Raw genomic sequence first — 24,714 nt, 5'->3', positions numbered from 1 at the left:
TTGTCAATTATCTGTTCTTAAACAGCAACATTTATTAATATATTTTATATCATTTTACTGGATTATGTTTTGCAGATATCTGGTCATACTATATACCAGATGTTTTATTATTTAATATAAATAAATAGTCCTGCGGAAAACCGCAGGACTATAAGGATTAAATTCAAAAAGTTGATTATTTAACAACTGCTTTTAACTTTTCTGTAAGTGCTGGAACGATTTTATTTAAATCTCCAACGATTCCATAATCAGCTACATCAAAGATTGGTGCAGTTTCATCTTTGTTAATTGCAATGATGATATCAGATTCTTCCATACCTGCTACGTGCTGGATTGCTCCTGAAATACCAATAGCGAAGTATACGTTTGGACGTACAGTTTTTCCTGTCTGTCCTACCTGGATATCTCTTGGCTGCCATCCGTTATCTACAACAGCACGAGAGCAGCTTACTTCTCCTCCAAGTACTTCTGCCAGTTCTTTTAACATTCCGAATCCTTCTTCACCAACACCACGTCCACCAGATACAAGAATCTTAGCATCCATAATGTCAACTGTTTCAGAAACAGATTTTACAACTTCCATGATTTCAACATATTTGTTATCTGGAGTAAATCCTGGATTGTATTCGATAACTTCTGCTTCAGCTCCTTCGATCGGATCAATCTTCTGCATTACACCTGGACGTACAGTTGCCATCTGAGGACGGTTGTCTGGACAAGCGATTGTTGCGATTGTATTTCCACCGAATGCTGGACGAGTCATTAATAACTGATTGTGTTTCTGTTCTTTTCCTGGGATTGCTACTAATGGGAAATCACCAATTTCAAGAACTGTACAGTCAGCTGTCAGACCTGTCTGAACTCTTGCAGATACGCGAGGTCCAAGGTCACGTCCGATTGCTGTTGCACCTACTAACATGATTTCTGGTTTGAATTCATTGATTACAGATGCCAATGCATGTGTATATGGTTCTGTTCTGTATTCTTTTAATTCTGGATCATCTACTACGATAACTTTATCTGCACCGTATTTTGCAAGATCTCCTGTCAGTCCTTTTACATCAGAACCAACCAGAACAGCTGTTACGTCTGTATCTAAGTCTTTTGCCAAGTCTTTTGCTTTGCCAAGTAATTCAAAAGCGATGCCGCTTAATTCGTTGTCTACCTGCTGTGCAAAGACAAATACTCCTCTATATTCTTCTAAACCCATTTTATTCACCACTTTTCCTTTTTACTAAATTACATGTTTTTCAGCTAATTTATCCATGATATAATCTACTGCTTCTTCTGGATCAAGTGTAACTTTTTCTCCAGCACCTTTTCTTACTTTGTCAGATGCTTTTGCAATCTTAGTAGGAGATCCAGCAAGACCAATGTTAGAATCATCTACATCTTTCAGGTCTTTTCTTCCCCAAACAGTTACTTCTGCATCATATGCATCAAAGATTCCACCTGGTGTCATGTAACGTGGCTCATTTAATTCAGCTAATGCTGTAACCAGACATGGCATTTTAGCTTTTAATACATGATATCTGTCTTCATACTGACGCTGTACGATAACACTGTCTCCTTCAATTTTGATATCTTCTGCATAAGAGATTACAGGGATATCAAGATGTTCAGAAATCTGTGGTCCTACCTGAGCAGTATCTCCATCAATTGCCTGACGTCCTGTGATGATCAGATCATAGTCAAGGTTTCTGATAGCACCAGCAAGAGTTGTGGATGTAGCCCATGTATCAGCTCCTCCTAAAACTCTGTCTGTTACAAGGATTCCCTTGTCAGCTCCCATTGCCATTGCTTCACGAAGAACTTCATCAGCTTTTGGAAGTCCCATTGTTACAACTGTAACTTCTGCTCCATGTTCTTCTTTTAATCTAAGTGCTGCTTCCAGTCCAGCTTTGTCATCTGGGTTCATGATAGTAAGCATTGCACCTCTGTCTAATGTACCATCTGGGTTAAATTTAACTCCACCTTTTGTATCTGGTACCTGTTTTACACAAACAACTATCTTCACGGTATGTACCCTCCTTATTTCAATAAGTTTCCAGAAATAACCATACGCTGAACTTCAGATGTTCCTTCGTAGATTTCTGTGATCTTAGCATCGCGCATCATACGTTCTACATCGTATTCTCTGATGTATCCGTAACCACCATGTAACTGAACAGCTTTTGTTGTTACTTCCATAGCAACTTCTGCTGCATATAATTTAGCCATAGCAGCTTCTACACTGTAAACTTTCTGTGTAGCTTTTGCCATTGCAGCTTTGTATACTAAGTTCTTAGCTGCTTCTACTTTTGTAGCCATGTCAGCTAACTGGAACTGTGTATTCTGGAACTGTCCAATAGAACGTCCGAACTGTTTTCTTTCTTTTACATATTCGATTGTTCTTTCAAGAGCACCTTCTGCAAGTCCAAGAGCCTGAGAAGCGATACCGATACGTCCACCATCAAGAGTATGCATTGCGATACCAAATCCTCTTCCCTGTTTTCCTAACAGGTTTTCTTTTGGAATACGGCAGTCTTCGAAGATTAATTCATATGTAGCTGATCCACGGATACCCATTTTCTTTTCTTTTGTTCCGAATGTGAATCCTGGTGTTCCTTTTTCAACGATGAATGCAGAGATTTCTTTCATCTTTCTTCCACGTTTTTCAACTACACCTGTTACAGCGATTACGATATAAACGTCTGCATAGCTACCGTTTGTGATGAAACATTTAGATCCGTTAATTACCCATTCATCACCATCTAAAACAGCTTTTGTCTGCTGTCCCTGAGCATCTGTACCAGCACCAGGTTCTGTCAGACCGAAAGCACCTAATTTTTTACCAGAAGCTAAATCTGGAACATATTTCTGTTTCTGTTCTTCTGTACCATATGTCATGATAGGATCGATACATAAAGAAGTATGAGCAGATACAACTACACCTGTTGTACCACAAACTTTTGATAATTCTTCTACACACATAACGTATGTAAGAGGGTCACATCCCTGTCCGCCATATTCTTTAGGAACTGGAATACCCATGAAGCCGTTTTTAGCCATTTTTTTCACAGTTTCCACTGGGAACTGTTCATTTTCATCAGTTTCCTGTGCAAGAGGCTTAACTTCGTTTTCAGCAAACTCTTTGAACAGAGTTCTAGCCATTTCATGTTTTTTACTTAATGTGAAATCCATTCTTTATTCCTCCATAAATTTCATAATTACTTGCTGTAATCATAGAATCCTTTACCAGTTTTACGTCCTAATAATCCTCCACGAACCATTTTTCTTAATAATGGATGAGGACGATATTTTGGATCACCAAATTCTGCATAAAGAACTTCCATAATAGCCAGGCATACATCTAATCCAATCAAATCACCTAAAGCTAAAGGTCCCATTGGATGATTTGCACCAAGTTTCATTGCTGTATCAATACCTTCAACAGATGCAACACCATCAGCATAAATTCCGATTGCTTCGTTTACCATTGGGATTAAGATTCTGTTTACTACGAATCCAGCACCTTCTTCAACCTGTACAGGTGTTTTTCCGATTTCTTCAGAAATTGCAATGATCTTATCTACTGTTTCCTGTGGTGTATTGATACCAGCAATAACTTCAACAAGCTTCATAACTGGAGCTGGGTTAAAGAAATGCATACCGATCATTGGACGATCCAGTCCTGCACCAATTTCTGTAATAGATAAAGAAGATGTATTTGTAGCAAAGATTGCTTCTGGTTTACAGATTTCCTGTAATTCTTTGAATGTCTGTTTTTTGATTTCCATGTTTTCGATTGCAGCTTCTACGATCAAATCACAATCTCCACAGATTTCTTTTGTTCCAGTTGTAATTTTAGCTAAAATTGCATCAGCTTTTTCCTGATCCATTTTACCTTTTGCAACACGTTTTTCAAATCCTTTTGCAATTCTTGCTTTTCCGTTTGCAGCAAATTCATCATTGATATCACAAAGACATACTTCATAACCTTCTGTCTGTGCAAATGCCTGGGCAATTCCGCCACCCATTGTTCCAGCACCGATAACTCCAACTTTCATCGTAATTCCTCCTGAAAATTAATAAAATTTAAAATGGTTATCCTGCCGGATATCCGGCAGGAATTTCCTAACCATATGACTTACTATTTATTTTTGAATCCTTCAACTTTTGTTTTATTTAAGAATGCTTCCATTCCAGCTTTCTGATCTTCTGTTTCAAAACAGCTTCCAAAAGCTTTTTCTTCAATAACAATTGCCTGATCCATATCTACATCTAAACCTTCGTTAATTGCTTTTTTACATGCACGAACTGCAATTGGTGCATTTTTAGCAATCTTAGCAGCCATCTTTTTAGCTGCATCCATTAATTCAGCCTGTGGATATACTGCATTTACAAGACCGATTCTTAATGCTTCGTCAGCTTTGATATTGAATGCTGTGTAAATCATTTCTTTTGCTTTTCCAGCCCCTACTAAACGTGCAAGTCTCTGAGTTCCACCGAATCCAGGTGTAATTCCAAGACCTACCTCAGGCTGTCCAAAGATTGCATTATCAGCGCAAAGTCTGATATCACAACTCATGGAGATTTCACATCCTCCACCTAATGCAAATCCATTTACTGCAGCAATTACAGGAATAGGGAATGTTTCGATCTTACGGAATACATCATTACCTACTTTACCAAAAGCTTCTCCTTCTTCAACTGTTAATGTGCTCATTTCTCCGATATCAGCACCAGCTACGAAAGATTTTTCTCCTGCACCTGTTAAGATGACAGCTCTTGTCGCATCTAAATCGATAGCGTCAAATGTTGCTTCGATTTCTTTTAATACTGTACTATTTAATGCATTTAATGCTTTAGGACGATTGATTGTAACAATACCTACAAAACCATCCTGTTCATATGTAACGAATTCCATCTTAGAATTCTCCTTTCCTGAAATTAGTCTCTTTCAACGATTGTTGTACAACCCATTCCACCACCGATACACAGAGTAGCAAGACCTTTCTTAGCGTCTCTCTTCTGCATTTCATGAAGCAGTGTAACAAGAATACGGCATCCAGAAGCTCCTACAGGATGTCCAAGAGCAATAGCTCCACCGTTTACGTTTACTTTACTCATATCAAATTTCAGATCTCTTGCAACTGCTAAAGACTGTGTTGCAAAAGCTTCATTTGCTTCGATTAAATCCATATCATCAATTGTTAAATCTGCTTTAGCTAAAGCTTTTGTTGTAGATGCAACTGGTCCAACACCCATGATCTTAGGATCAACACCACCAAGTGCTCCTGTTACATATGTAGCCATAGGAGTTACTCCTAATTCTTTAGCTTTTTCTTCACTCATTACTACAACTGCTGCTGCACCATCATTGATTCCTGATGCATTACCAGCTGTAACAACACCATCAGGTTTTCCTGAGCAGCATCTTAATCCTGATAAAGATTCTGCTGTTGTTCCTGCTCTTGGTCCTTCATCTGTATCAACAATGATTGTTTTCTTTCTTGATTTAACTTCAACTGGAACGATTTCATCTTTAAATCTTCCGCTTTCCTGAGCTGCTACAGCTTTCTGCTGAGATGAAGCTGCAAATGCATCTAATTCTTCACGTTTCAGATCCCACTGTTCTGCAACATTTTCTGCTGTAATCATCATATGGTAGTTGTTAAATGCATCTGTTAATGCGTCATTTACCATTGTATCAACAGCAACTCCATTGTTCATACGATATCCAAAACGTGCATTCATTAATGCATATGGAGCCATTGACATGTTTTCCATTCCACCTGCAACAACGATATCAGCATCTCCTGCCTGAATCATCTGTGCAGCCATATTTACACAGTTCAGTCCTGAACCACAAACAACGTTAACTGTAACTGCTGGTACTTCGATTGGAAGTCCTGCTTTAATGGATGCCTGACGAGCTACGTTCTGCCCTAATCCTGCCTGGATTACACATCCCATATATACATGATCAACCTGATCAGCTGGAACGCCTGCTCTGTTAAGAGCTTCTTTAATAACGATAGATCCTAAAACTGGTGCTGGAGTTGTGCTTAATGCTCCGCCCATTTTACCAATAGCTGTACGACATGCACCCGCAATAACTACTTTCTTTGCCATATCAATTCTCCTCCATAAATATGATTATTGTGCTGGGGTGGTATTACCACCGATATGTTAATAGTATCACAATCTTTATTTCATTTCAATTAATAATTTAAGAAAATGCTACGAAGAATTATCTTACATATAAAAAAATCGCATAAAAACGCGGTTTTTAAGTGTATACACCATTCATGCCAGATTGTATTTTTTTTAACACAATTTGCTTTCATTGATAAATATTTTTTTATCAATTAATAAATTCCTCCCATTAGTCCATAATTCCTGCAATATTTTCGTGAAAAAAATAACAAAACATCTTTTCATATGCAAATATATATTTTAGTGTAACAAAGTCTTTCCTTTGCACATCCGTGCGGAACATTTCTTATTACATAGGAAATTCAAAAGAATTTTCTATGTAATAAAAAAAGAGCAGAAAACTGCTCTCTTTTACCGATCCTGCATACTGATGCATTCAATTGCAACCGGACCACCGCGTACAACTTCAATATTAGTAAAACGATCTTTAAATACTTTTAAAATTGAATCATTTTTTGTTTCGGTACGAACTGCTTCTATTAATACGCTATCTTTATCCATGTCTTTGATCAGGAAACGAAAGACTTCTGCCATCTGAAAAATTTCAGCTCTTTGACGTTCAGTAATTCCTTTTACCTTTATATACATAATCTCCTTGGTTCTAATTGAAACATCTGTATAATCTATAACCTTAATTACTTCTACACTTCTGTTGAGCTGTTTTTTTATCTGTTCAAATGTTTTATCATCTGCATCTGTACAGATTGTCATACGTGACATAGTTGGATCTTCTGTCTCTCCAACTGTAAGACTATGAATATTGTATGATTTTCCTGAGAATAAACCAGAAATTCTTGCAAGAACACCTACACGGTTCTCAACAAATAAAGATAACCATTTTCTTTTCATCTTTTCCCCTCCTATCGACTCATGATCAAATCTGTAATTGATCCATTTGGTTTTACCATCGGCATAACCAGTTCTTCATCTTCTATAATAAATTCAATAATCGTTGGACCATCTTTCTTTTCTTTTGCTTTTTCAAACGCAGGGATTATTTCCTCTTTATTAAATACCCGAATTCCCTGTGCACCATAACTTTCAGCCAGCTTTACAAAATCCGGAGTATAAGGAGGGCATTCTGCATTACGATTGCCACAGAAATGTTCACAGCTTTTTCTTCTTCTTAAACATGTACCAGCGTATTTCTTTCCGTAAAACAGATCCTGCCACTGCCGCACCATTCCAAGATATCCATTATTTAAAATACACACTGTAATAGGTAGTTCCTGGATTACCGCTGTTGCAATTTCCTGAGAATTCATCTGAAATCCACCATCACCACAAACAGCTACAACTTCTCTTCCTGGATTTCCAATAGCTGCACCAATAGCCGCTGGCAATCCATAACCCATTGTACCAAGACCTCCGGATGTTAGCATCTGACGTTTTCCAAACAATTGAAGAAACTGAGTTGTCCACATCTGATTCTGTCCAACATCTGTTGTTACGATTGGTTCCGTATAAAACTGGTTAATTGCATCAATAATCTGTTTTGGTATCAGTTTATCTTTTTCCTCCATCACAAGAGGATTTTTTCTATTCCAGCTATCCAACGTCTCCAGCCATCGCTCTGTATCACAAGAAGACTCGTTTTCTGCAACATTTAACATGAGTTCAATTGCTTCCTTAGCATCTCCTACAATCGGTACATCAACTGTAACATTTTTTGAAATAGCGGCAGTATCAATGTCAATATGAATAATTTTTGCTTTTGAAGCAAAGGTTCCCAGCTTGCCGGTAATACGGTCATTAAATCTTGTACCAATGGAGATCAGCAGATCACAATTGTTAACAGCTTCATTTGCCGCATAATTTCCATGCATACCAATGTTACCGAAATATAATGGATGATTTGTAGGCACTGTTCCTCTTCCCATAATTGTAGTTACAACTGGAATTTTCAGCATTTCCATCAATTTTGTCATTTCTTCTGCTGATCCTGAAATCTTCGCTCCACCACCAATTAAAAATAATGGTTTCTTTGCCTTGTAGATCATCTCCATAGCTCTCATAATCTGTCCATGATGAACCTTTGTATTTGGTTTATATCCACGAATATTAACTTCTTCTGGATATTCATCACTTCCAAGCTCTGCCATAACATCTTTCGGAAGATCCAGAAGTACAGGACCTGGTTTTCCTGAACGTGCAATATAAAAAGCTTCCTTAATCAGGCGGTTAAGATCCTCTCTTTTACGAACCACAATTACAAATTTTGCAATATTTCTTGTTACTCCAACAATATCAACTTCCTGGAAAGTATCATTTCCAATCAGACTGGTTGCAACCTGTCCGGTAAAACATACAAGAGGAACACTGTCATAATTGGCTGTAGCAATACCTGTTACAAGATTGGTCGCACCAGGACCACTGGTTGCAAGACAGACTCCAACTTTTCCTGTTGATCTTGCATATCCGTCAGCCGCATGGATCAATCCCTGCTCATGTCTTGGAAGAACCAGCTCTATCTGATCCTGCTTATATATTTCGTCAAATATATCAATAACGCATGCCCCCGGATAACCAAATATTTTTTCAACACCTTCTTCCTGAAGTGCTTTTACCAAAAACTCATTTCCTGTCATTTTACCCATACTACTTCTCCTCCATCATTTCATTTTCTGCTTCTTCCAAAGCATATTTCACTTCTTCCTGTGCCTCCATTTTAAAATCTTCCACTTTATCTTTTTGGATAACCGGAAGTTCTTTCACTGATGACACACCAAAGCATCGTAAAAATTCTTCTGTTGTTTTAAAAAGAATCGGACGTCCCACAGCATCCAGGCGTCCGGCCTCACAGATTAAATTATATTCCAAAAGCTTATTCACCGGATGATCACATTTCACACCGCGAATAGCTTCTATTTCCTGTTTGGTCACCGGTTGCTTATAAGCAATGATTGATAATGTTTCTAGCATAACATCTGTAAGTTTCGGTTTTTTAGGATGTTTCACTATTTTAATCAGCTGCTCATAATATTCCGTTTTTGTACATAGCTGATATCCATCATTTAACTCTAAAATCCGGATTCCTCTTTCTTGTCTTTCATATTCTTTTTTCAATTGATCTATTAGATATGTAAGTACATCTTCATTTATCTCAAGGGCATCTAGCAGCTGCTTTTTTGACACTGTTCCTCCCATAGAAAATAAAATGCCTTCAATCATCCCCTGTTTTTGCTTCATTCTTTCAATTACTCCAATGTCTTTATTATAATATCTCCACCAATACAATCCTGATTGGCATGGATTTTCCCCATTTTCATTAATTCTAAAATCGATAGAAATGTTACCACAACTTCTTCTTTAGATTTCTGACTATCCAGTAATTCCAAAAAGCTGATCTCTCCATGCTGTATAATAAACATTTCCACCTGATAAATCTTATCTTCCAGTTTAATCTCTTCCTGCTGGATTTCACCAAAATTACTTCGGATAGGATCCACCTTATTCTCACGTTTTCGCATAACAAACTGAAAAATCTCCCCAAGTTTTTCCAGTGTCACATCTCCAATAACCTGCGAAGGGTCTATTGGTTCCCGATAGGCAACCACCTCTTCGGGAATCTGCTGCTCTCTAAAGAAACTTTTCCCGGCTTCTTCCTTTTGCTTATTAAGCTCACAGGCTGCATATTTATAAATCTTATATTCTATCAATCTGCGTACAAGTTCTTCTCTCGGATCGCCCTCTTCTCCTTCTTCTTCCTGTACAGGAAGAAGCATCTTGGCCTTGATTTTCAAAAGTGTCGCTGCCATCACAAGAAACTCACTCATAACATCCAGATCTTCCTCTTCCATCTCCCGGATATAATCTAAATACTGTTCTGTAATTTCCGAAATGGGAATATCATAAATATCAACTTTGTTTTTCTCTATTAAATGAAGAAGAAGATCCAAAGGACCCTCAAATACATTCAACTTAACATCAATTGCCATCTGCATTCTCCTGTCTTTTTAATATAATGCAGGATATCTCCGGTTTATTGAATAAGCGCAGTTTAATAGAATGATTTCCAAGTCCCCGACTTAAAATCATTGTACTGTCTCCCAGGTGATATTCTCCTGCATCATATTTGGGAAACAGCTGAAATTGTGGCGAAATAACTCCGCCAATGCCCGGTATACGAATCATTCCTCCATGAAAATGTCCTGAAAGAACAACATCACTTCCCCACTGGGCATATGCTTTAAAATAGTTTGGATTATGTGCAAGAAGAATCCGAAATAACCTATCCGGTTCTTTCCCAATCACTTCCACTATATCTTCCCTGGTCATATCTGGAATCCGGAACCTCTGGTAAAACCTTTTGTCCAGATCTAATGCTGTCAGTGAAATATATCCTCCATCCTGCTCCAATACAATTGTCTCATTGGAAATATGCTGGACACCATACTCTTTCAGCTGATGAACATATTCTTTATACCGGAGGCCAAATATTTCTTCATTGCGCATCAGTTTCATCTCATGATTCCCATCAGCATAATAAACCAGATATTTTTCTGCCAGATTTCTCATCAGCCTCAACGGAACATCTGTAGACTGATTCTCTTTTCCAACAACCATATCACCACCTACTAAAATCAAGTTGGGGCAACATTGATCAATTTTCTCGATCAATCGTGAATTGTCTGTTCCAAATTCATTACAATGCAAATCCGTCAAGAAAACAATCCTGAATCCATCAAAGGATCTGGGAATCTTAATAGATGAAATTGTATAATTCTCCACTGTAAGTTTTTTATTCTCGATGTTACTGACAATTACCATCACCGTAACAACGGATACAAAAAAAACTACAGCAACTACTGTTAATAAAGGAATCATAAACACTCCTTTTCATGTCATTCTTAAATTTTTCGTCTTTTGTTATTGTACTAAATGTATGAAAAAAATACAACCCATAGCCCCTGGCGGATTGATTTTATTATATAGAAAATTCAAAGGAATTTCCTATGTAATAAAAAAGCTGATGAAAAGTAGATAATTAAAACTCATCTACATTTACATCAGCCTATAAAAGATGTTTATTTTCTTTTAAGTCAGGAAAATAGCCTATTCAACGATTGCAATGGTGCTTCCGATATCAAGAGCCGGAAGCTCTGCCTTTTCAACACAGATTGTTCCTGGAAGACATTCTCCATCAATTCCATTAAAGTTATATGTAACATGTCCTAAATTTGCAAGGTTTTCATTTGCAACTTCTCCGACTTTGACAATTTCAAATTCTTTTCCATCAATAACAAGTTTGCAGCCTGGTTTTACTTCTCCATTTACCGGGGCCACATCAATAGAATAACAAAAATCTTTTAGTGTGTCCGGAGCATTATCACCAAATGTAACAAAGATACCTTCGCCACAAAATGCATCAACCATAGCTCCTTTTCCTTTAATCGTTACCTGATACATCATACTATTTTCCTTTCTTTTAACTTAATTTATTATTTACTATAAAGTCCAAAACTTGCTACAAAAGCAACCAAAACTCTAGGTACACCGGTAATAAATCTTGAATATAATACAGATGGAACACCAACTTCTACTGTTTCCGGATCTGCTTCTGCAAGACCAAGTCCTACTGGAACAAAGTCACATGCACACTGTGTATTTATTGCAAACAGCGCTGGAAGTGCCAGACTTGGATCAATATTTCCTTTTCCAATTTCAACACCGATCAAAGTTCCAACGATCTGAGCAATTACAGCTCCTGGTCCAAGGAGACAGCTTAAAAACGGAATAGAACAAATAAATCCAAGAATTACTAAACCAATAATATTTCCGCATAATGGCTGCAAAAGTTTTGCAAACCAGTTTCCAAATCCAGATCCCTGAATGATACCAATCAGAAGAGATACGAATCCCATAAATGGAAGAATTGTATGTAACACTGTATTTACAGATTCTTTAGCGGCACTGTTAAAGGTTGCAACTACTTTTCCTGCGCCCATACCGATTTTCTGAATAATACTTGAATTTGAAGATCCACCCATAGTTTCAGATACCTTTTTATCTGCACTATATTTAAATTCTTTTTCTTCTTTTGCAGGCGCTGCTTCCTTTATTGGTTCGGCTTCTCCATCTGCAGATACTATTTCTTTATTTGTTACTCCAGAAACATAAATATCTTCTGTTATATACTTAGCCATTGGACCAGATTTTCCAACAGGGTTAATATTGATCGTTGGAATTCTCTTCTGAGGATAAATTCCACAACGAAGGGTTCCACCACAGTCAATGATTACAAGAAAAATTTCTTCTTCTGGAACTGTTGTTTTAAATCCATTTACAGGTCGACATCCTGTTAATTCTACGATTTTCTGTAAAATATCTGGTTCAGCTCCACCCCCTGTAATATATAATAATACATCTTTTCCCTCTTGCGGTTTTACAGTTAAAGGTCCACCAAACCCTCCGCTACCTTGTTTGATTGTAATTGCTCTATATTCTGACATAGTTTTCCTCCTATACGATTTGCTCCTATTTCAATTCATTACTTAATTCAATGCCCTGCTGTTTCATAACAATCTTTGTTGTAAAATCAGTTGCCCATCCTGAGAAAAAGTTCATTACCAGACCTACCAGCATATAACGCAGTCCTAATTCTGTCATATCCAGGCCAAGAGTCTGAATTCCCTGAGCAATTCCCAGATAAATAAAAATTTCACCTGGATTAATATGAGAAAAAATACCGCTATTTGTATGACAATGATAAGATGCTGAAGCATAGTAGCTTGGCTTCATTCTCTCCGGTAAAAATTTTCCCATAGATAATGCCATAGGATTTCCCAGCATAAATGCTGAAATGAATGGTAAAACACCATATGCTAAAATAACATTTTTGGAACAAACTTTTGCGAATTTATTGACACGATCCTGTCCAATTAATGCAATAATTGTATTCATCAAAATTAACAGCAGCAATACTTTTGGCACAATTCCAGACACCCAGCTGATAAAAGTTTCAGCTCCTGTATCGAATAATCCCATAAATCCTGACGCAGCTTTTATAATAGCATTCATAAAATAACTCCTTTCATTCAGGCTTTTTTCTTATTTATACCGTAGATTTTATCTCCGATTCTCGTTAAAAGTCCCGGTTTTTCTAAGATTTCGCCTCCACTCATAATCGTGTTATAATTGGAAGAAGCGTCTAAGACAGCTCTTCTTAACGATACTCCGATGGTACTACAATGTTCTTTTTTAATAGATCCAACATTTACTCCGTTAAAGAAACTCCATTCTTTAAATTTTGCCAACATTGTAAATCCTCTCATAAAACAGCCATCCAGTATCATTCCGTCCTGATCGATTGCAAACATGACAATAGCACCAGCATAAAATCCACCTTTTGCTTTACCAATAGCAACCCTTCCCATTTTCCGAAGCTTACTATAATATTTGTTAAAACTTTTCATCTGAATCATCTGCAGCAAAAACTGCAGCATTAATGCGACAAAAAAGCCAACTGCAACGATCATAAAATAAGACATCTTCTTCCTCCTTTTTCATTATCTAAAAATATTATTTTCTTCTGCAATATACAATAATAATTCTCTGTAGCTTTTCATTGTTTGAATTTTTTCTATTATATGATAATCCTTTGTTACGGTCAGAATATCATCATAAAGTCTTACAAGAACCATGTCATTCTCCATTTCTTCCGGAATCCCCAGCATAATAACCAATTTTACATCTTTATATTCTTCATCGGTAAGTTTCTCCGGAAATACACCTAATGCCAATGTTAATTTATTTAACATATTCTTTGTATGAGGGAACGCAACATACTGATCTAAAATCATTGTTGAATACTGTTCTCTCTGATGAATTCTTTCTGCAAAATCCTTATCAATCTCTCCCTGCATGATTAAAGTTGTAGCCATACTATCAACATTTTCTTCATAAGATTTTTGAGAATCCAGTATAAAAAAGCTTCCATCATCTAATAGATTTAAGAAAAGAGAATCAATTCCTCTCCTGATATCTCTTCCTGCATCAGACAGATATTTAATGTTCTCAAATTTTCTTTGAATATATTCTTTATCAAATACTTCTTCCATAAAAATAACAGGAGCTTTTGTATCCATATCAATTTCTGTTGTTGTAACCACAAAATCAAAAGGATCATTTTTATCTTCCTGAAAATTTCCGTTATAGAAAAACTCAAATTCAGGTTCTACATCAAATAATTTTTTCAACTGAATTTCTAACAATCTTCCAATGATCTTACCTGAACCACAAACAATCGCAATCTTACATCTCTTTTGTTCTGGTTCCTGCTCAATCAAAAATACTCCGAAATATGCTGCAAGAAAAGCCATTTCATCTTCCGTTATCTTAATGCCTTCTCTCTCCTCAATAACCTCTTTCCCTATTTCTGCCATCTTAAAAGCAACACTGTATTTGTCTTTAAAATCATCTGTCATTGAATTATGTATATGAAACCCATATTTTAACCGGTTGATCATGAAAAAAACATGATACACAAAATCATCAAACAATTCATTGGCAATTACCGTTACATTCATTTCTGACTTAATTCTGTCGAGCATCTCAATAATAAGTTCTGCCACATCTTCTGAAATATTAATTCTTTGTTCAATTTCTTTTATGTTTGCCGGTGTTCTCATTCCCGCCACTGAAATACATAGAAAAATCCTTTCTTCTTTTGGTATACTATAGCCTTTAACTTTTTCTATCTCATTTAAAAAATCATCTACGATTTCATATGCCTGATTTTGATATAATTCCAAATACTTATCTTCTAAATTGGTTATTAGGTGTCCACTTTCCACCCGATGTATCATAACAACAAAAAAACGGAAGAAAAAACTAAATCCTAAAGCATCCAGAGAAAGCTTTTTTTGAAATTCAAACAATTTTTCTCTTACTACTTGTCCCAATGGAAAGTTTAAATATAATTGTTCATAAATATTTTCCATCAGGAACATTCGTATTTGCAGTTCATCGCCAATCAGGGTTAATCCTGTATTAGCTTTTCCTTTAATCTTTAACTGATATTTATCGATAATCTTACGAAGCCTGTTCAAGTCACCAATAGTTGTCGTCCGTGCAACTTTCATCTCTTCAGACAAATCATCTGTAAGATATGGTTCTTTAGCATCCATTAGCTGCCAGAACAGATAAGCCATTCTGATCTGTGCTGAATTAAACAAATCATCCTGCTGATATATTTTGTTTCGAATTTCTTTATAACCTTTTTGCTCAAAAACAATTAATTTATAATTACCCTTTTGACTGCTAATACATGCATATCCTCCCAGAAGACAATTCAATTCTTTAATATCATTTCGGATAGTCTTTGACGACACATTCAACTTTCCTGCAAGTGTTTCCACATTACAAACAGACTGCATCTCAATATTTTTTAGAATTGATGATATTCTGTTTTCTTCCAAAAAAAGCTTCATATTTATCCTTTCAGTTAAATTTCTTATCCTCTGGTTTTTCCTCCAGCAACATTGACTGTAACACCATGAACATAAGATGCTCTTTCACTTGCCAGGTATACACACATATCTGCAACTTCAGAAAGTTTGCCTGAACGCCCAAGTGGTGTTGTTGATGTTTTTGCATATCCAGCTCTTAAGTCGTCTACTGTAATACCTCTGGTATATGCCAATGCAGATTCATAAGCTATTGTACGAAGACCTGTAGCTTCCATGATTCCAGGTGCAACTCCAACAACTCTGACTCCCTGTTTTCCAAGTTCTTTCGCCCAAGATCTTGTCAATGAATTTACCGCATTTTTGGATGCTGCATATACACTTTGTCCTTCAGAACCTTCCAGACCACTTTCAGAAGACATGTTAATGATAACTCCTTCTCCCTTTTCTACCAGCACTCTGCCAACGGCCTGTGCACAAAAAAATACACCTTTTAAGTTAACATTACAAACTTTGTCCCAAACTGCTTCATCCAATTCATACTGTCCTTTCGGATCCTTTGGATCAACCAGAAGTCTAGGGATATTAATTCCTGCATTATTGATCAGCACGTCAATTGTTCCAAATGTTTCTTTTGTTTTTTCAACCATTGCCTCAACATCTGCAACTTTTGTTACGTCAGTCTTTACATACAGAAGTTTTCCTTCTGCTTCATCCATTTCGGGAGCCTCAGGAGCCATGTCAGAAATCACCACATTGGCTCCCACATTCAGAAATCCCTGTGCCACTGCTTTTCCAATACCAGAAGCACCTCCAGTAACAATTACTGTCTTACCTTCAAGTTTTAACCAAGATTCGCTCATTATAATCCTCCTTTAAAAACCTGCGTTTCTTTGTTTCATGAGCTTATTATAATGAGCGAATACAGAATAATTAATGTTGTCATTTTCCAGCCAGAAGAAATTTAGTGTATTGTTTTAAAAAAAGTTTTCTGCAACTTTCAAAAGGCAACTAAGGTAGTTCATCTTTTCCACATTTTCAGTAGCTTTGATATCCTTTTTAATTAGAACATCTTCTCCTCTTTTATATATAATTATTCCAATCCTCTGTCCTTTTTTTACAGGAGCTGTTATTGGATATATTTTTATCTCCTTTTTGATTTTCTTTTGATCACCCTTAATATTTATAATTTTTGTTTTAATTTCAGATGGATAGGACACTGTCTCTTTTTTTCCTTTTATGACTGGAATTTTCCCAATTTCTTTTGCTGAAATAGTGTCTTCAACAACCTGACAATTAGCAAATCCATAATCTAGCAGTGCACTTGCATCTTTTATTCTTGCCTTTGAATCATCACTTGCCATAACCACTGCGATCATATCTACTCCATTTCTGGTGGCAGTTGCACTAAGACAGAATTTTGCAACACTGGTACTTCCTGTTTTTAATCCCGTGCATCCATTATACTGTCGAATCATCTTATTAGTATTACTAAGACTAAACTCCTTTGTTCCTTTTCTTGTGGTATGTGTAAAAGAATCCATCCATATTTTTGTATATTTGAAAATATCCGGATGCTTTGTTGTTAATTCTCTTGACATAAGTGCGATATCATATGCAGTTGTTACATGACCTTTCTCATCTAAACCACAGGCATTCTTAAAAGTTGTATGATTCATTCCAAGCTTTTTTGCTTCTTTATTCATTCTTTTAACAAAACCTTCCTCACTTCCTGCGATATGTTCTGCCAATGCAACAACTGCATCGTTAGCACTGGATATTACCACACATTTAATCAGTGTTTCCACTTTTTGTACTTCTGAAGGCTCTAAAAATACCTGTGATCCACCCATAGATGCTGCATGTTCACTGACCGTTACCTCATCTCCAAGTTTCAGACGCCCACTGTCGATTTCTTGAAATATTAAAAGCAACGACATAACTTTGGTTACACTCGCCGGCGGAAGTTTTTTATCTTTTTCTTTCTCATAAATTATTGTGCCGCTTCCTGCCTCCATCACAACCGCAGATTTTGCCGATAAAGATAGCGTTGGTACCGTAGAAGTTACAATTGCTTCTGGCTGATTTCCATAGACAAAGGTGGATGTCATCACTATAAATGCCACAAAAATCCCCATAATTCGTTGTTTCATTCATATACCTCTAACATCTTATGTTACAGTTTAGTATCTGGTAAAATTTTTTATACACACAAAAATATATTTTATGTATTTGTATTTATACGAAATTTTATTTTGTGCTTTGATTATAAAATTTTCGTACTATTTTGTCAATAAAAACAAGGCAGATAAGTTCTTTCCCAATGTAAAAAAACTGCTGTAAAACAACTGATCTGTCAGTTGCTTCACAACAGTTTTCTTAATAATACTATCTGCTTCCCCATCGGTTAGAAGATTTTAACCTTTTATATTCTTCATATGCTTCTTTCAAAATCTCCTTCTCATTTGGGAATTTTAATAAGTGGTAAGCCTCGTGAAATTTGTAGTACCCTGAGTCCACGAAAAACTCTTCTTTCTGCGGTTTGGAATGATAATTTCCCGCTTCCATTAAATACCAGTGAACACTTTTCACAATCTGTTCATGAAAAGAATAAAAAGAATATTCACTTTTTCCAACATATTTAACAATCAAAGCATCCACATCCGTCTCTTCTTTTACTTCCCTGAGAGCGGTCTCCTCGTGTGTTTCTCCTTTCTCAACAGTACCTTTTGGAAGTACCCAGCCATCGTAACGGTTCTTGTAGCTTTTGTACAACAGCAAAATCTTTCCTCTAAATATTACGACACCACCACAGCTCGTTGCCTTTGTCATAACAACCTCCTGTCTTCAGAACATTCTTTCTGGTTCTGACCAATGTGTGTCCTTATCTCTGAGAATATTATACCGTGATTATTAGATGATTTCAACTGTCCATCAGTCAAAAAAAGCATGGAAAACTTTATCAGCCACTGGTGCTGCAACTCGTCCTCCAGAATCACCATCTTCCACAAGTACACTGACAACAATCTTTTTCCCGCTTTTCTCCGCACATCCAATAAACCATGCATGAGAATCCTTTGCACTGTTATATTCAGCAGAACCTGTTTTTCCATAAACCAGATATTGTGATGAATAAGCTCTGGTTCCAGTTCCCTGGGTAATAACCTTTCGAAGCATTTTCTTTAACTTTGTACATTCTGTTTCTGTTAAAGGATTGGATATTTCTTTTGTTTTTGTCTCTTTAATTACACCACCATCAATATTTTTTACCTGATTCACCAGATATGGCTGCATCATAACACCATTATTGGCAATCGCACACATGACCATAGCATTCTGGAGAGGTGTAATCAATGTCTCACCCTGACCAATTGCCGTATGCGCCAACTCATTGATACCAGAATTCTTGTTAAAAGAAAAACGACTTTTATTTGCCAGTAAATTTATTGGTACTCTGGAATCAAACATCAGATCTTTTGCCAGTTCTGAAAATTTTCCTTTATTTAAAGACTGTGCCATATGCACAAATGCAGTATTACAGGATTTCTCCATAGCTTCTTCCAAATCCACTGTTCCATGAACTGCTCCTCCATAACAATGAATAGTCAGATCACCTACCTGTGTTGATCCATTACATGTATATCTGAAATCCTGATAATCGTCTTCATGTTCTCTCATATATTCCAAAGCTGTTACTACTTTAAAGGTGGATCCCGGTGGATAAAGTCCCTGAGTTGCACGATTTAACAAAAGAGAACTCTCACTCTCATTTAATTCCTGCCAGTTTTCCTTTACCAGCCCCGGACGAAAGTCCGGTTTAGAAACCATGGCATATATCTTTCCACTTTCCGGATCCATAGCTACCACTGCTCCTTTTTGTCCCTGAAGAGCATTGTAGGCAGCTTTTTGAACTTTGGTATCCAATGTGGTATATACATTATCTCCAATACTTTTTTGTCCACTTAAATTACTTGTAATCTGTGAAAAAATATTTGCATTGGATGTTAACAGATCAAAGTTACACTTTGATTCCAGCCCCGATTTCCCTTTATCATTGTATCCAACAACATGTGCAAACATTCGACCATAAGGATAATCTCTCACTTCTTCACCATTTTCTGTAATAGTCTGAGCAAGTACCTGTCCATCACTACTGATGATTTTCCCGCGAACAACTGTTTTTTCTAGTTCCTGAAGTCTCAGATTGTGAGAGTCCGTGATAACTTCTTTACTGTCAATTGCAACAAAATGAATAATATAACCAATCAGTGCCAGAAATAATCCAACAAAAATATAGGTTATCTGCAAGATTTGACGGTTAGCTCTTCTTTTCTTTCCTGGTTTTTCCCATTGGTCTTTCTGTAACGGATTCTCTTCCATATTCTTTTGCTTCTTCCGCTTTAATACGTTCATGTTCTTCTTCCTCGCTATCTGCTAACATATGCAATCCCTGAATAATATTCAGAATAATCAATGTACTAACAACTGAAGTTCCTCCATAGCTTACCAAAGGAATGGTAACCCCTGTTGATGGAATAAATTTTGTAACACCACCAATACTTAAAAATACCTGAAACAGAAAACATACTCCAAATCCAAGGCAGAGTAATTTATTAAATAACTTTCTGCTTCTGGTAGAAATATCCATAAATAATATGAAACAGCTAATCAATACAAAAATCAGACATAGTCCAAAAATCGCACCGAATTCTTCGCTAATAACCGAGAATATAAAATCTGATTCTCGTACCGGTATATCAAATGGACGCCCCATACCAAGGCCCATGCCAAACCATCCTCCTGTACCTATGGCAAAAAGAGACTGACAAACCTGTGTTCCTCGTCCTTCAATCATAGAAAAAGGATCTCTCCAGACTGCCACCCGAATCTGAACATGAGAGAATAAAAGATTGGCAATCACTGCTGCCAGTGAGCCTGCCGCCAGTCCTCCTAACAAATAAGATGGTTTTGCAGTGGCAACATACAGCATCATAAGATATATTACAAAATATAATAATGCTCCACCTAAGTCTTTTTCAACTACCAGAACAAGGACATATAACGCAGCAATTACAGTTATTTTGACTAAATCTCTAAACTCTTTTGCCTTTGATAACAGTGCTGCCGAAAAGAAAACAAATATAATTTTTACAAATTCTGATGGCTGAAACGCCAAAGGTCCGATACGAACCCAATTATAGGAGCCATTTTTCTGAACCCCTATTACAAAAACTGATGCAAGGAGTACAAACCCTGCAATAGCATAAAACCATCCCAGTTTACTCCAAAACGATATTTTTTGCATCATTAAAGGAATAAGTGAAGTGGCAATAAGACTTATCGCTGCAATAGCAAATTGTTTCATGGCCAGTTCAAATGATAACCTTGTTAAAATAACAAATCCTACTCCAAGCAAAAAACAGGTATTATTAATCAGCAGTCTGGAACATCGCTTATAGATTTTAGGAAATAAAATCATCATAATTTCAAAAAATACGACCTGAGCTGCAAAAAATATTAAAATTTTCAAATCAAAACTTCTTAAAAATAAAACTGCATAGCACAGAAACAGGAAAATAAACATATAAATCACCTGGTTATCAAGAAGATCTCCCTGTCTTTCCCTGTTTTTAGGTCTAAACATAGTAAAACAGGATAATGTATAAACCAGACACATGATTAAAATTAAATATTTTGCAATGACCGTGACAATCTGTATCATACCTTCACCTACAAAATTCCTCTATTCATATGACCCTTTGTATAATCACTGAGTGGAGAAACATTTTTTCCTTTCTGTATTTCTTCTATGGTATTTAAAATATAATCTGCTTCCTCTGGTGTTTCTTTTGTAAAATGAAACCGACATGCTTCTGGCTGCAGATCTTCCACCAATTCCTGCTCTGTTCCAAGCCAAATCGGTTGTCCATTATAGATTTCATTTATACAGTCGCTACAACAAGTCTTAACGTAGAACTCCTTTTGATATCGATCGGTTAAGGTTAACCATTCTTCTTTCTGATCACATCCTAGAAGATTATTTTTTACACACTGGGCTGAAACCATCAACGGAAGATAACCATAAAAAATCAGTTCCCCATTGTAACATTCTAAATCCTTTAATTCCTGTCGATTACATTCCACTGAATATGTGATGCGAACCTCACCTGGATACATTTTCATTAATGTGTCCACTGCTTTTTTATTGTATCCATATACCATATAATCCAACACCAGTTTCCCGTTATAAGACTCTTGTAGAAGCCATGATAATTCCTCAATATTACGTACCACCAATCCTTTGACATTTTTTGAGAAAAGCAGCCGTTTTTTATTTTGAATTTCCTCCATCTGCTGCTTTCTTGCAATTTGAGGTAGCATTATATAACATGATTTTCCTGATTGACATATCTGTTCCACAATCTGCTTTGGCTGTTTCTTCTGTTTTAGATTCATCCATGACAGATACACATTCTGTACGTTAGAATATTTTAAAACAGTCGGAACAAGATTAACATTTTCAAGAGAAACCGTAATCTCTGGCTCAGAATAACAAGATCTCAGCTGTCTGATTACTTCTTCATCCGGTTTTTTGTAACTTCGTCGATATGCTTGTATCTGCTTTTTATCTAATGCATCAAAAGCATCTCTTCTTAATTTTTTCAATAGTGAACCTGGTACAAAAATATCTGAATCCATTTCTACCTGTAAATCAGTGAAATGATAATGAGTTTCTCCTGTTTTGGATAGCTGTTTCATAATTTGCTGTTTATCTGCTGTCTGTTTTTGAGCCTTTTCTATCATTGGTCCTTCTACACAAACAGCCTCTCTTCCATTTTCTATCCATAATTTAGCACATTCGCCTGAATGAAGTATGATTTTTCCCTTAAGATTTTCTTGCTTTTTTAATTTCAGACTCTTATCAATCTTCTGTGTTAACTGCTGATTTCTGGTTCTGAAAATTTCCATACCACAATACAGTTTTTTCATTTTCTGTCCATTTAGGGTGACAAAACTTCCTTTTTCCCAATCTGATGGACTGGTCAATTCTACCTTCTCTGTAGAAGATATCCTTAATTCCATAATATCTCCCTTGTGTATTTCCTCTTTTGCAGTAAAAACAAGTTTTCCTTTATTTATTTTTTTAATTTTCCCAACAAGCATTCCCTGATGATCCGGACGCTTCATACTCATCATTTGTCTGCCATGATACTGACCATAGTAACCATCGGTAAATCCGCCACGATTAAACAATTCCATTAAGATTTTTTTGTCTTGATCCTCTACAATATAAGTATTGCCTGAAAGATATAAATCTACATATTTTCTGTAAATCCTTGTTACTTCACCTACATATCTGGCACCTTTCATTCGTCCTTCAATTTTTAAAGAATCAACTCCATGATTCAGTATTTCCGGAAGATTCTCTATGGTACATAAATCTTTCAGACTAAGTGGATACGAATTCTTTGTATGTTTTTTCCCTTTCATCTGAAAAGGCAAACGACACGTTCCTGCACATCTGCCTCGATTTCCACTTCTCCCTCCAAGCATACTACTCATAAAACACTGTCCAGAGTATCCATAACAAAGAGCTCCATGAACAAAGCACTCCATATCCAGCCCTGTATCATCTTTTATTTCTTTAATTTCTTCCAGCGACAGTTCTCTTGCTGGAACGACCCTTTTGGCTCCCATTTTTTTTACTAATCTTGCACCATTTATTCCTGTAATTGTCATCTGGGTACTGGCATGAATTTCCAAATCAGGAAAATGTCTGCGAACAGTTGCAAACACTCCGAAATCCTGAACAATAACAGCATCCAGACCTTGTTCATAGTAAGGCTTTAAGAAGTCTACCAATAAAGGGAGTTCTTTTTCCTTTACTAATGTATTAATTGTCAGAAATATCTTTTTTCCAAATAAGTGTGCATAATCAATAGCCTCACATAATTCTTCCTGAGAAAAATTTCCAGCATATGCTCTTGCACCAAACATTTCTCCACCAAGATATACTGCATCCGCTCCGTTTACAATTGCTGCTTTCATGCATTCCATGGAACCTGCAGGTGCTAATACCTCAATTTCTCTTTTCATTTTTATTTCCCTTCTGGTACGGTTTTTCCAAAATGTTCATATGCACATCTGGTCAGCATTCTTCCTCTTGGAGTCCGCTGAATTAATCCATTTTGAATCAAATACGGTTCATAAACATCCTCTATAGTACCTGAATCCTCACCTATTGCTGCAGCCAATGTATCTAAACCGACAGGTTTTCCTTCAAAAGTATCCATCATTGTCAGCAATAATGTACGGTCTGTCTGATCCAACCCCATTGTATCAACCTCTAAATGATTCAATGCATCAACTGCCACTTCCAGTGTGATCTTTCCATCGTATTTTACCTGCGCAAAATCTCTAACCCTTTTTAACAGCCTGTTGGCAAGTCTCGGCGTTCCCCTCGATCTTCGTGCTATTTCCAATGCCCCTTGCTGGTCTATTTCAATATTAAGTACCTGAGCTGATCTTTGAACAATCGTCTTTAACTCTTCACTATTATAAAAATTCAGACGATTTACTACACCAAATCGATCTCTTAAAGGAGCTGTCAGCATACCAGCTCTGGTTGTAGCCCCAACCAGAGTAAATTTAGGCAGTTCCAGACGAATAGATCTGGCTGCCTGTCCTTTTCCAACCAAAATATCTATTGCATAATCCTCCATTGCCGGATAAAGTACTTCTTCTACCTGGCGATTCAGACGATGAATCTCATCGATAAACAATACATCACCTTCCTGAAGATTATTAAGTAATGCTGCGATTTCTCCCGGCTTTTCAATTGCAGGTCCACTGGTTACCTTTAGGTGAACCCCCATTTCATTGGCAACGATTCCAGCAAGAGTGGTTTTCCCAAGTCCTGGCGGTCCATAAAACAATACATGATCTAAAGACTCACCACGGCTTTTGGCTGCTTCAATAAAAATCTTCAGATTCTCCTTTACTTTTTCCTGTCCAATGTAATCTGTCAGTTTCTGCGGACGCAGATGATTTTCAATTGTAATATCTTCCTCCACTAATTCTGTGGAAATCACTCGATCCATCATAT

The 24,714-nt window shown here is 36.6% G+C and carries 23 protein-coding genes; all 23 read right to left on the bottom strand.

What is annotated here, in order from left to right; all coding sequences use genetic code 11:
• Positions 1-175: 175 nt before the first annotated feature.
• The 23 genes from KTB61_RS02110 to ruvB all read right to left on the bottom strand — a co-directional run bounded on the left by KTB61_RS02110 (position 176) and on the right by ruvB (position 24,712).
• Entirely contained in the window at positions 176-1,210 is a 1,035-nt protein-coding gene (locus tag KTB61_RS02110; protein WP_075758925.1) for an electron transfer flavoprotein subunit alpha/FixB family protein, read from the bottom strand.
• Positions 1,211-1,234: 24 nt separating this feature from the next.
• Positions 1,235-2,017 (bottom strand): electron transfer flavoprotein subunit beta/FixA family protein, encoded by a 783-nt coding sequence (locus KTB61_RS02105; protein ID WP_075758926.1) that lies wholly within the window; start codon positions 2,015-2,017, stop codon positions 1,235-1,237.
• Between the two features lie 14 nt (positions 2,018-2,031).
• The gene (locus KTB61_RS02100; RefSeq protein WP_075758927.1) at positions 2,032-3,183 is read right to left on the bottom strand and encodes an acyl-CoA dehydrogenase; all 1,152 of its coding nucleotides are present in this window, start codon (positions 3,181-3,183) and stop codon (positions 2,032-2,034) included.
• A 26-nt stretch (positions 3,184-3,209) separates the two neighbouring features.
• The gene (locus KTB61_RS02095; protein WP_075758928.1) at positions 3,210-4,049 is read right to left on the bottom strand and encodes a 3-hydroxybutyryl-CoA dehydrogenase; all 840 of its coding nucleotides are present in this window, start codon (positions 4,047-4,049) and stop codon (positions 3,210-3,212) included.
• Positions 4,050-4,132: 83 nt separating this feature from the next.
• A complete protein-coding gene (locus tag KTB61_RS02090; protein WP_216696691.1) occupies positions 4,133-4,909 on the bottom strand; it encodes an enoyl-CoA hydratase-related protein in 777 nt (258 codons plus the stop codon).
• Positions 4,910-4,932: 23 nt separating this feature from the next.
• Complete coding sequence (locus KTB61_RS02085; RefSeq protein ID WP_075758930.1) at positions 4,933-6,117, bottom strand: acetyl-CoA C-acetyltransferase; 1,185 nt, start codon at positions 6,115-6,117, stop codon at positions 4,933-4,935.
• A gap of 435 nt (positions 6,118-6,552) precedes the next feature.
• Positions 6,553-7,050, bottom strand: coding sequence for an acetolactate synthase small subunit (gene ilvN, locus KTB61_RS02080; RefSeq protein WP_075758931.1), 498 nt, complete (start codon positions 7,048-7,050; stop codon positions 6,553-6,555).
• Positions 7,051-7,061: 11 nt separating this feature from the next.
• Positions 7,062-8,798, bottom strand: coding sequence for a biosynthetic-type acetolactate synthase large subunit (gene ilvB, locus KTB61_RS02075; RefSeq protein WP_216696690.1), 1,737 nt, complete (start codon positions 8,796-8,798; stop codon positions 7,062-7,064).
• 1 nt (position 8,799) lies between these two features.
• Positions 8,800-9,390 carry an SMC-Scp complex subunit ScpB gene (gene scpB, locus KTB61_RS02070; RefSeq protein WP_075758933.1) on the bottom strand — a complete coding sequence of 197 codons (591 nt, stop codon included), beginning with the start codon at positions 9,388-9,390 and terminating at the stop codon, positions 8,800-8,802.
• Positions 9,391-9,398: 8 nt separating this feature from the next.
• The gene (locus KTB61_RS02065) at positions 9,399-10,139 is read right to left on the bottom strand and encodes a segregation and condensation protein A (RefSeq protein ID WP_075758934.1); all 741 of its coding nucleotides are present in this window, start codon (positions 10,137-10,139) and stop codon (positions 9,399-9,401) included.
• Positions 10,129-11,028: a metallophosphoesterase gene (locus KTB61_RS02060; protein WP_216696689.1), complete on the bottom strand. Its 900-nt coding sequence runs from the start codon at positions 11,026-11,028 to the stop codon at positions 10,129-10,131. The genes KTB61_RS02065 and KTB61_RS02060 overlap by 11 nt, the downstream gene beginning before the upstream one ends.
• A gap of 228 nt (positions 11,029-11,256) precedes the next feature.
• Positions 11,257-11,613: a PTS glucitol/sorbitol transporter subunit IIA gene (locus tag KTB61_RS02055; RefSeq protein ID WP_075758936.1), complete on the bottom strand. Its 357-nt coding sequence runs from the start codon at positions 11,611-11,613 to the stop codon at positions 11,257-11,259.
• 29 nt (positions 11,614-11,642) lie between these two features.
• Positions 11,643-12,653, bottom strand: a complete 1,011-nt coding sequence (gene srlE, locus KTB61_RS02050) for a PTS glucitol/sorbitol transporter subunit IIB (RefSeq protein ID WP_075758937.1) — start codon at positions 12,651-12,653, stop codon at positions 11,643-11,645.
• Between the two features lie 25 nt (positions 12,654-12,678).
• A complete protein-coding gene (srlA, locus tag KTB61_RS02045) occupies positions 12,679-13,221 on the bottom strand; it encodes a PTS glucitol/sorbitol transporter subunit IIC (protein ID WP_075758938.1) in 543 nt (180 codons plus the stop codon).
• Positions 13,222-13,238: 17 nt separating this feature from the next.
• A complete protein-coding gene (locus tag KTB61_RS02040; protein ID WP_230973570.1) occupies positions 13,239-13,691 on the bottom strand; it encodes a transcriptional regulator GutM in 453 nt (150 codons plus the stop codon).
• A gap of 18 nt (positions 13,692-13,709) precedes the next feature.
• Positions 13,710-15,632, bottom strand: a complete 1,923-nt coding sequence (locus tag KTB61_RS02035) for a BglG family transcription antiterminator (RefSeq protein WP_216696688.1) — start codon at positions 15,630-15,632, stop codon at positions 13,710-13,712.
• Positions 15,633-15,655: 23 nt separating this feature from the next.
• Entirely contained in the window at positions 15,656-16,471 is an 816-nt protein-coding gene (locus tag KTB61_RS02030; protein ID WP_075758940.1) for an SDR family oxidoreductase, read from the bottom strand.
• A gap of 114 nt (positions 16,472-16,585) precedes the next feature.
• The gene (locus KTB61_RS02025) at positions 16,586-17,761 is read right to left on the bottom strand and encodes a D-alanyl-D-alanine carboxypeptidase family protein (RefSeq protein ID WP_075758941.1); all 1,176 of its coding nucleotides are present in this window, start codon (positions 17,759-17,761) and stop codon (positions 16,586-16,588) included.
• Positions 17,762-17,996: 235 nt separating this feature from the next.
• On the bottom strand, positions 17,997-18,440 hold the full coding sequence (locus KTB61_RS02020) for an NUDIX hydrolase (protein ID WP_075758942.1): 444 nt from the start codon (positions 18,438-18,440) through the stop codon (positions 17,997-17,999).
• Between the two features lie 102 nt (positions 18,441-18,542).
• Positions 18,543-20,021: a peptidoglycan D,D-transpeptidase FtsI family protein gene (locus KTB61_RS02015; protein WP_216696687.1), complete on the bottom strand. Its 1,479-nt coding sequence runs from the start codon at positions 20,019-20,021 to the stop codon at positions 18,543-18,545.
• Positions 19,927-21,330 carry an FtsW/RodA/SpoVE family cell cycle protein gene (locus KTB61_RS02010; protein ID WP_216696686.1) on the bottom strand — a complete coding sequence of 468 codons (1,404 nt, stop codon included), beginning with the start codon at positions 21,328-21,330 and terminating at the stop codon, positions 19,927-19,929. The genes KTB61_RS02015 and KTB61_RS02010 overlap by 95 nt, the downstream gene beginning before the upstream one ends.
• Before the next feature lie 8 nt (positions 21,331-21,338).
• Positions 21,339-23,705: a peptidase U32 family protein gene (locus KTB61_RS02005; RefSeq protein WP_230973569.1), complete on the bottom strand. Its 2,367-nt coding sequence runs from the start codon at positions 23,703-23,705 to the stop codon at positions 21,339-21,341.
• A gap of 2 nt (positions 23,706-23,707) precedes the next feature.
• On the bottom strand, positions 23,708-24,712 hold the full coding sequence (ruvB, locus tag KTB61_RS02000; RefSeq protein ID WP_075758946.1) for a Holliday junction branch migration DNA helicase RuvB: 1,005 nt from the start codon (positions 24,710-24,712) through the stop codon (positions 23,708-23,710).
• Positions 24,713-24,714: the final 2 nt, after the last annotated feature.

It is taken from the genome of Anaerostipes faecalis (assembly GCF_018982945.1).
GTDB classification, from domain to species: domain Bacteria; phylum Bacillota; class Clostridia; order Lachnospirales; family Lachnospiraceae; genus Anaerostipes; species Anaerostipes faecalis.
The sequence above is the reverse complement of the archived record's forward strand: the minus strand, read 5'-3'. Positions and strand labels throughout refer to the sequence as shown.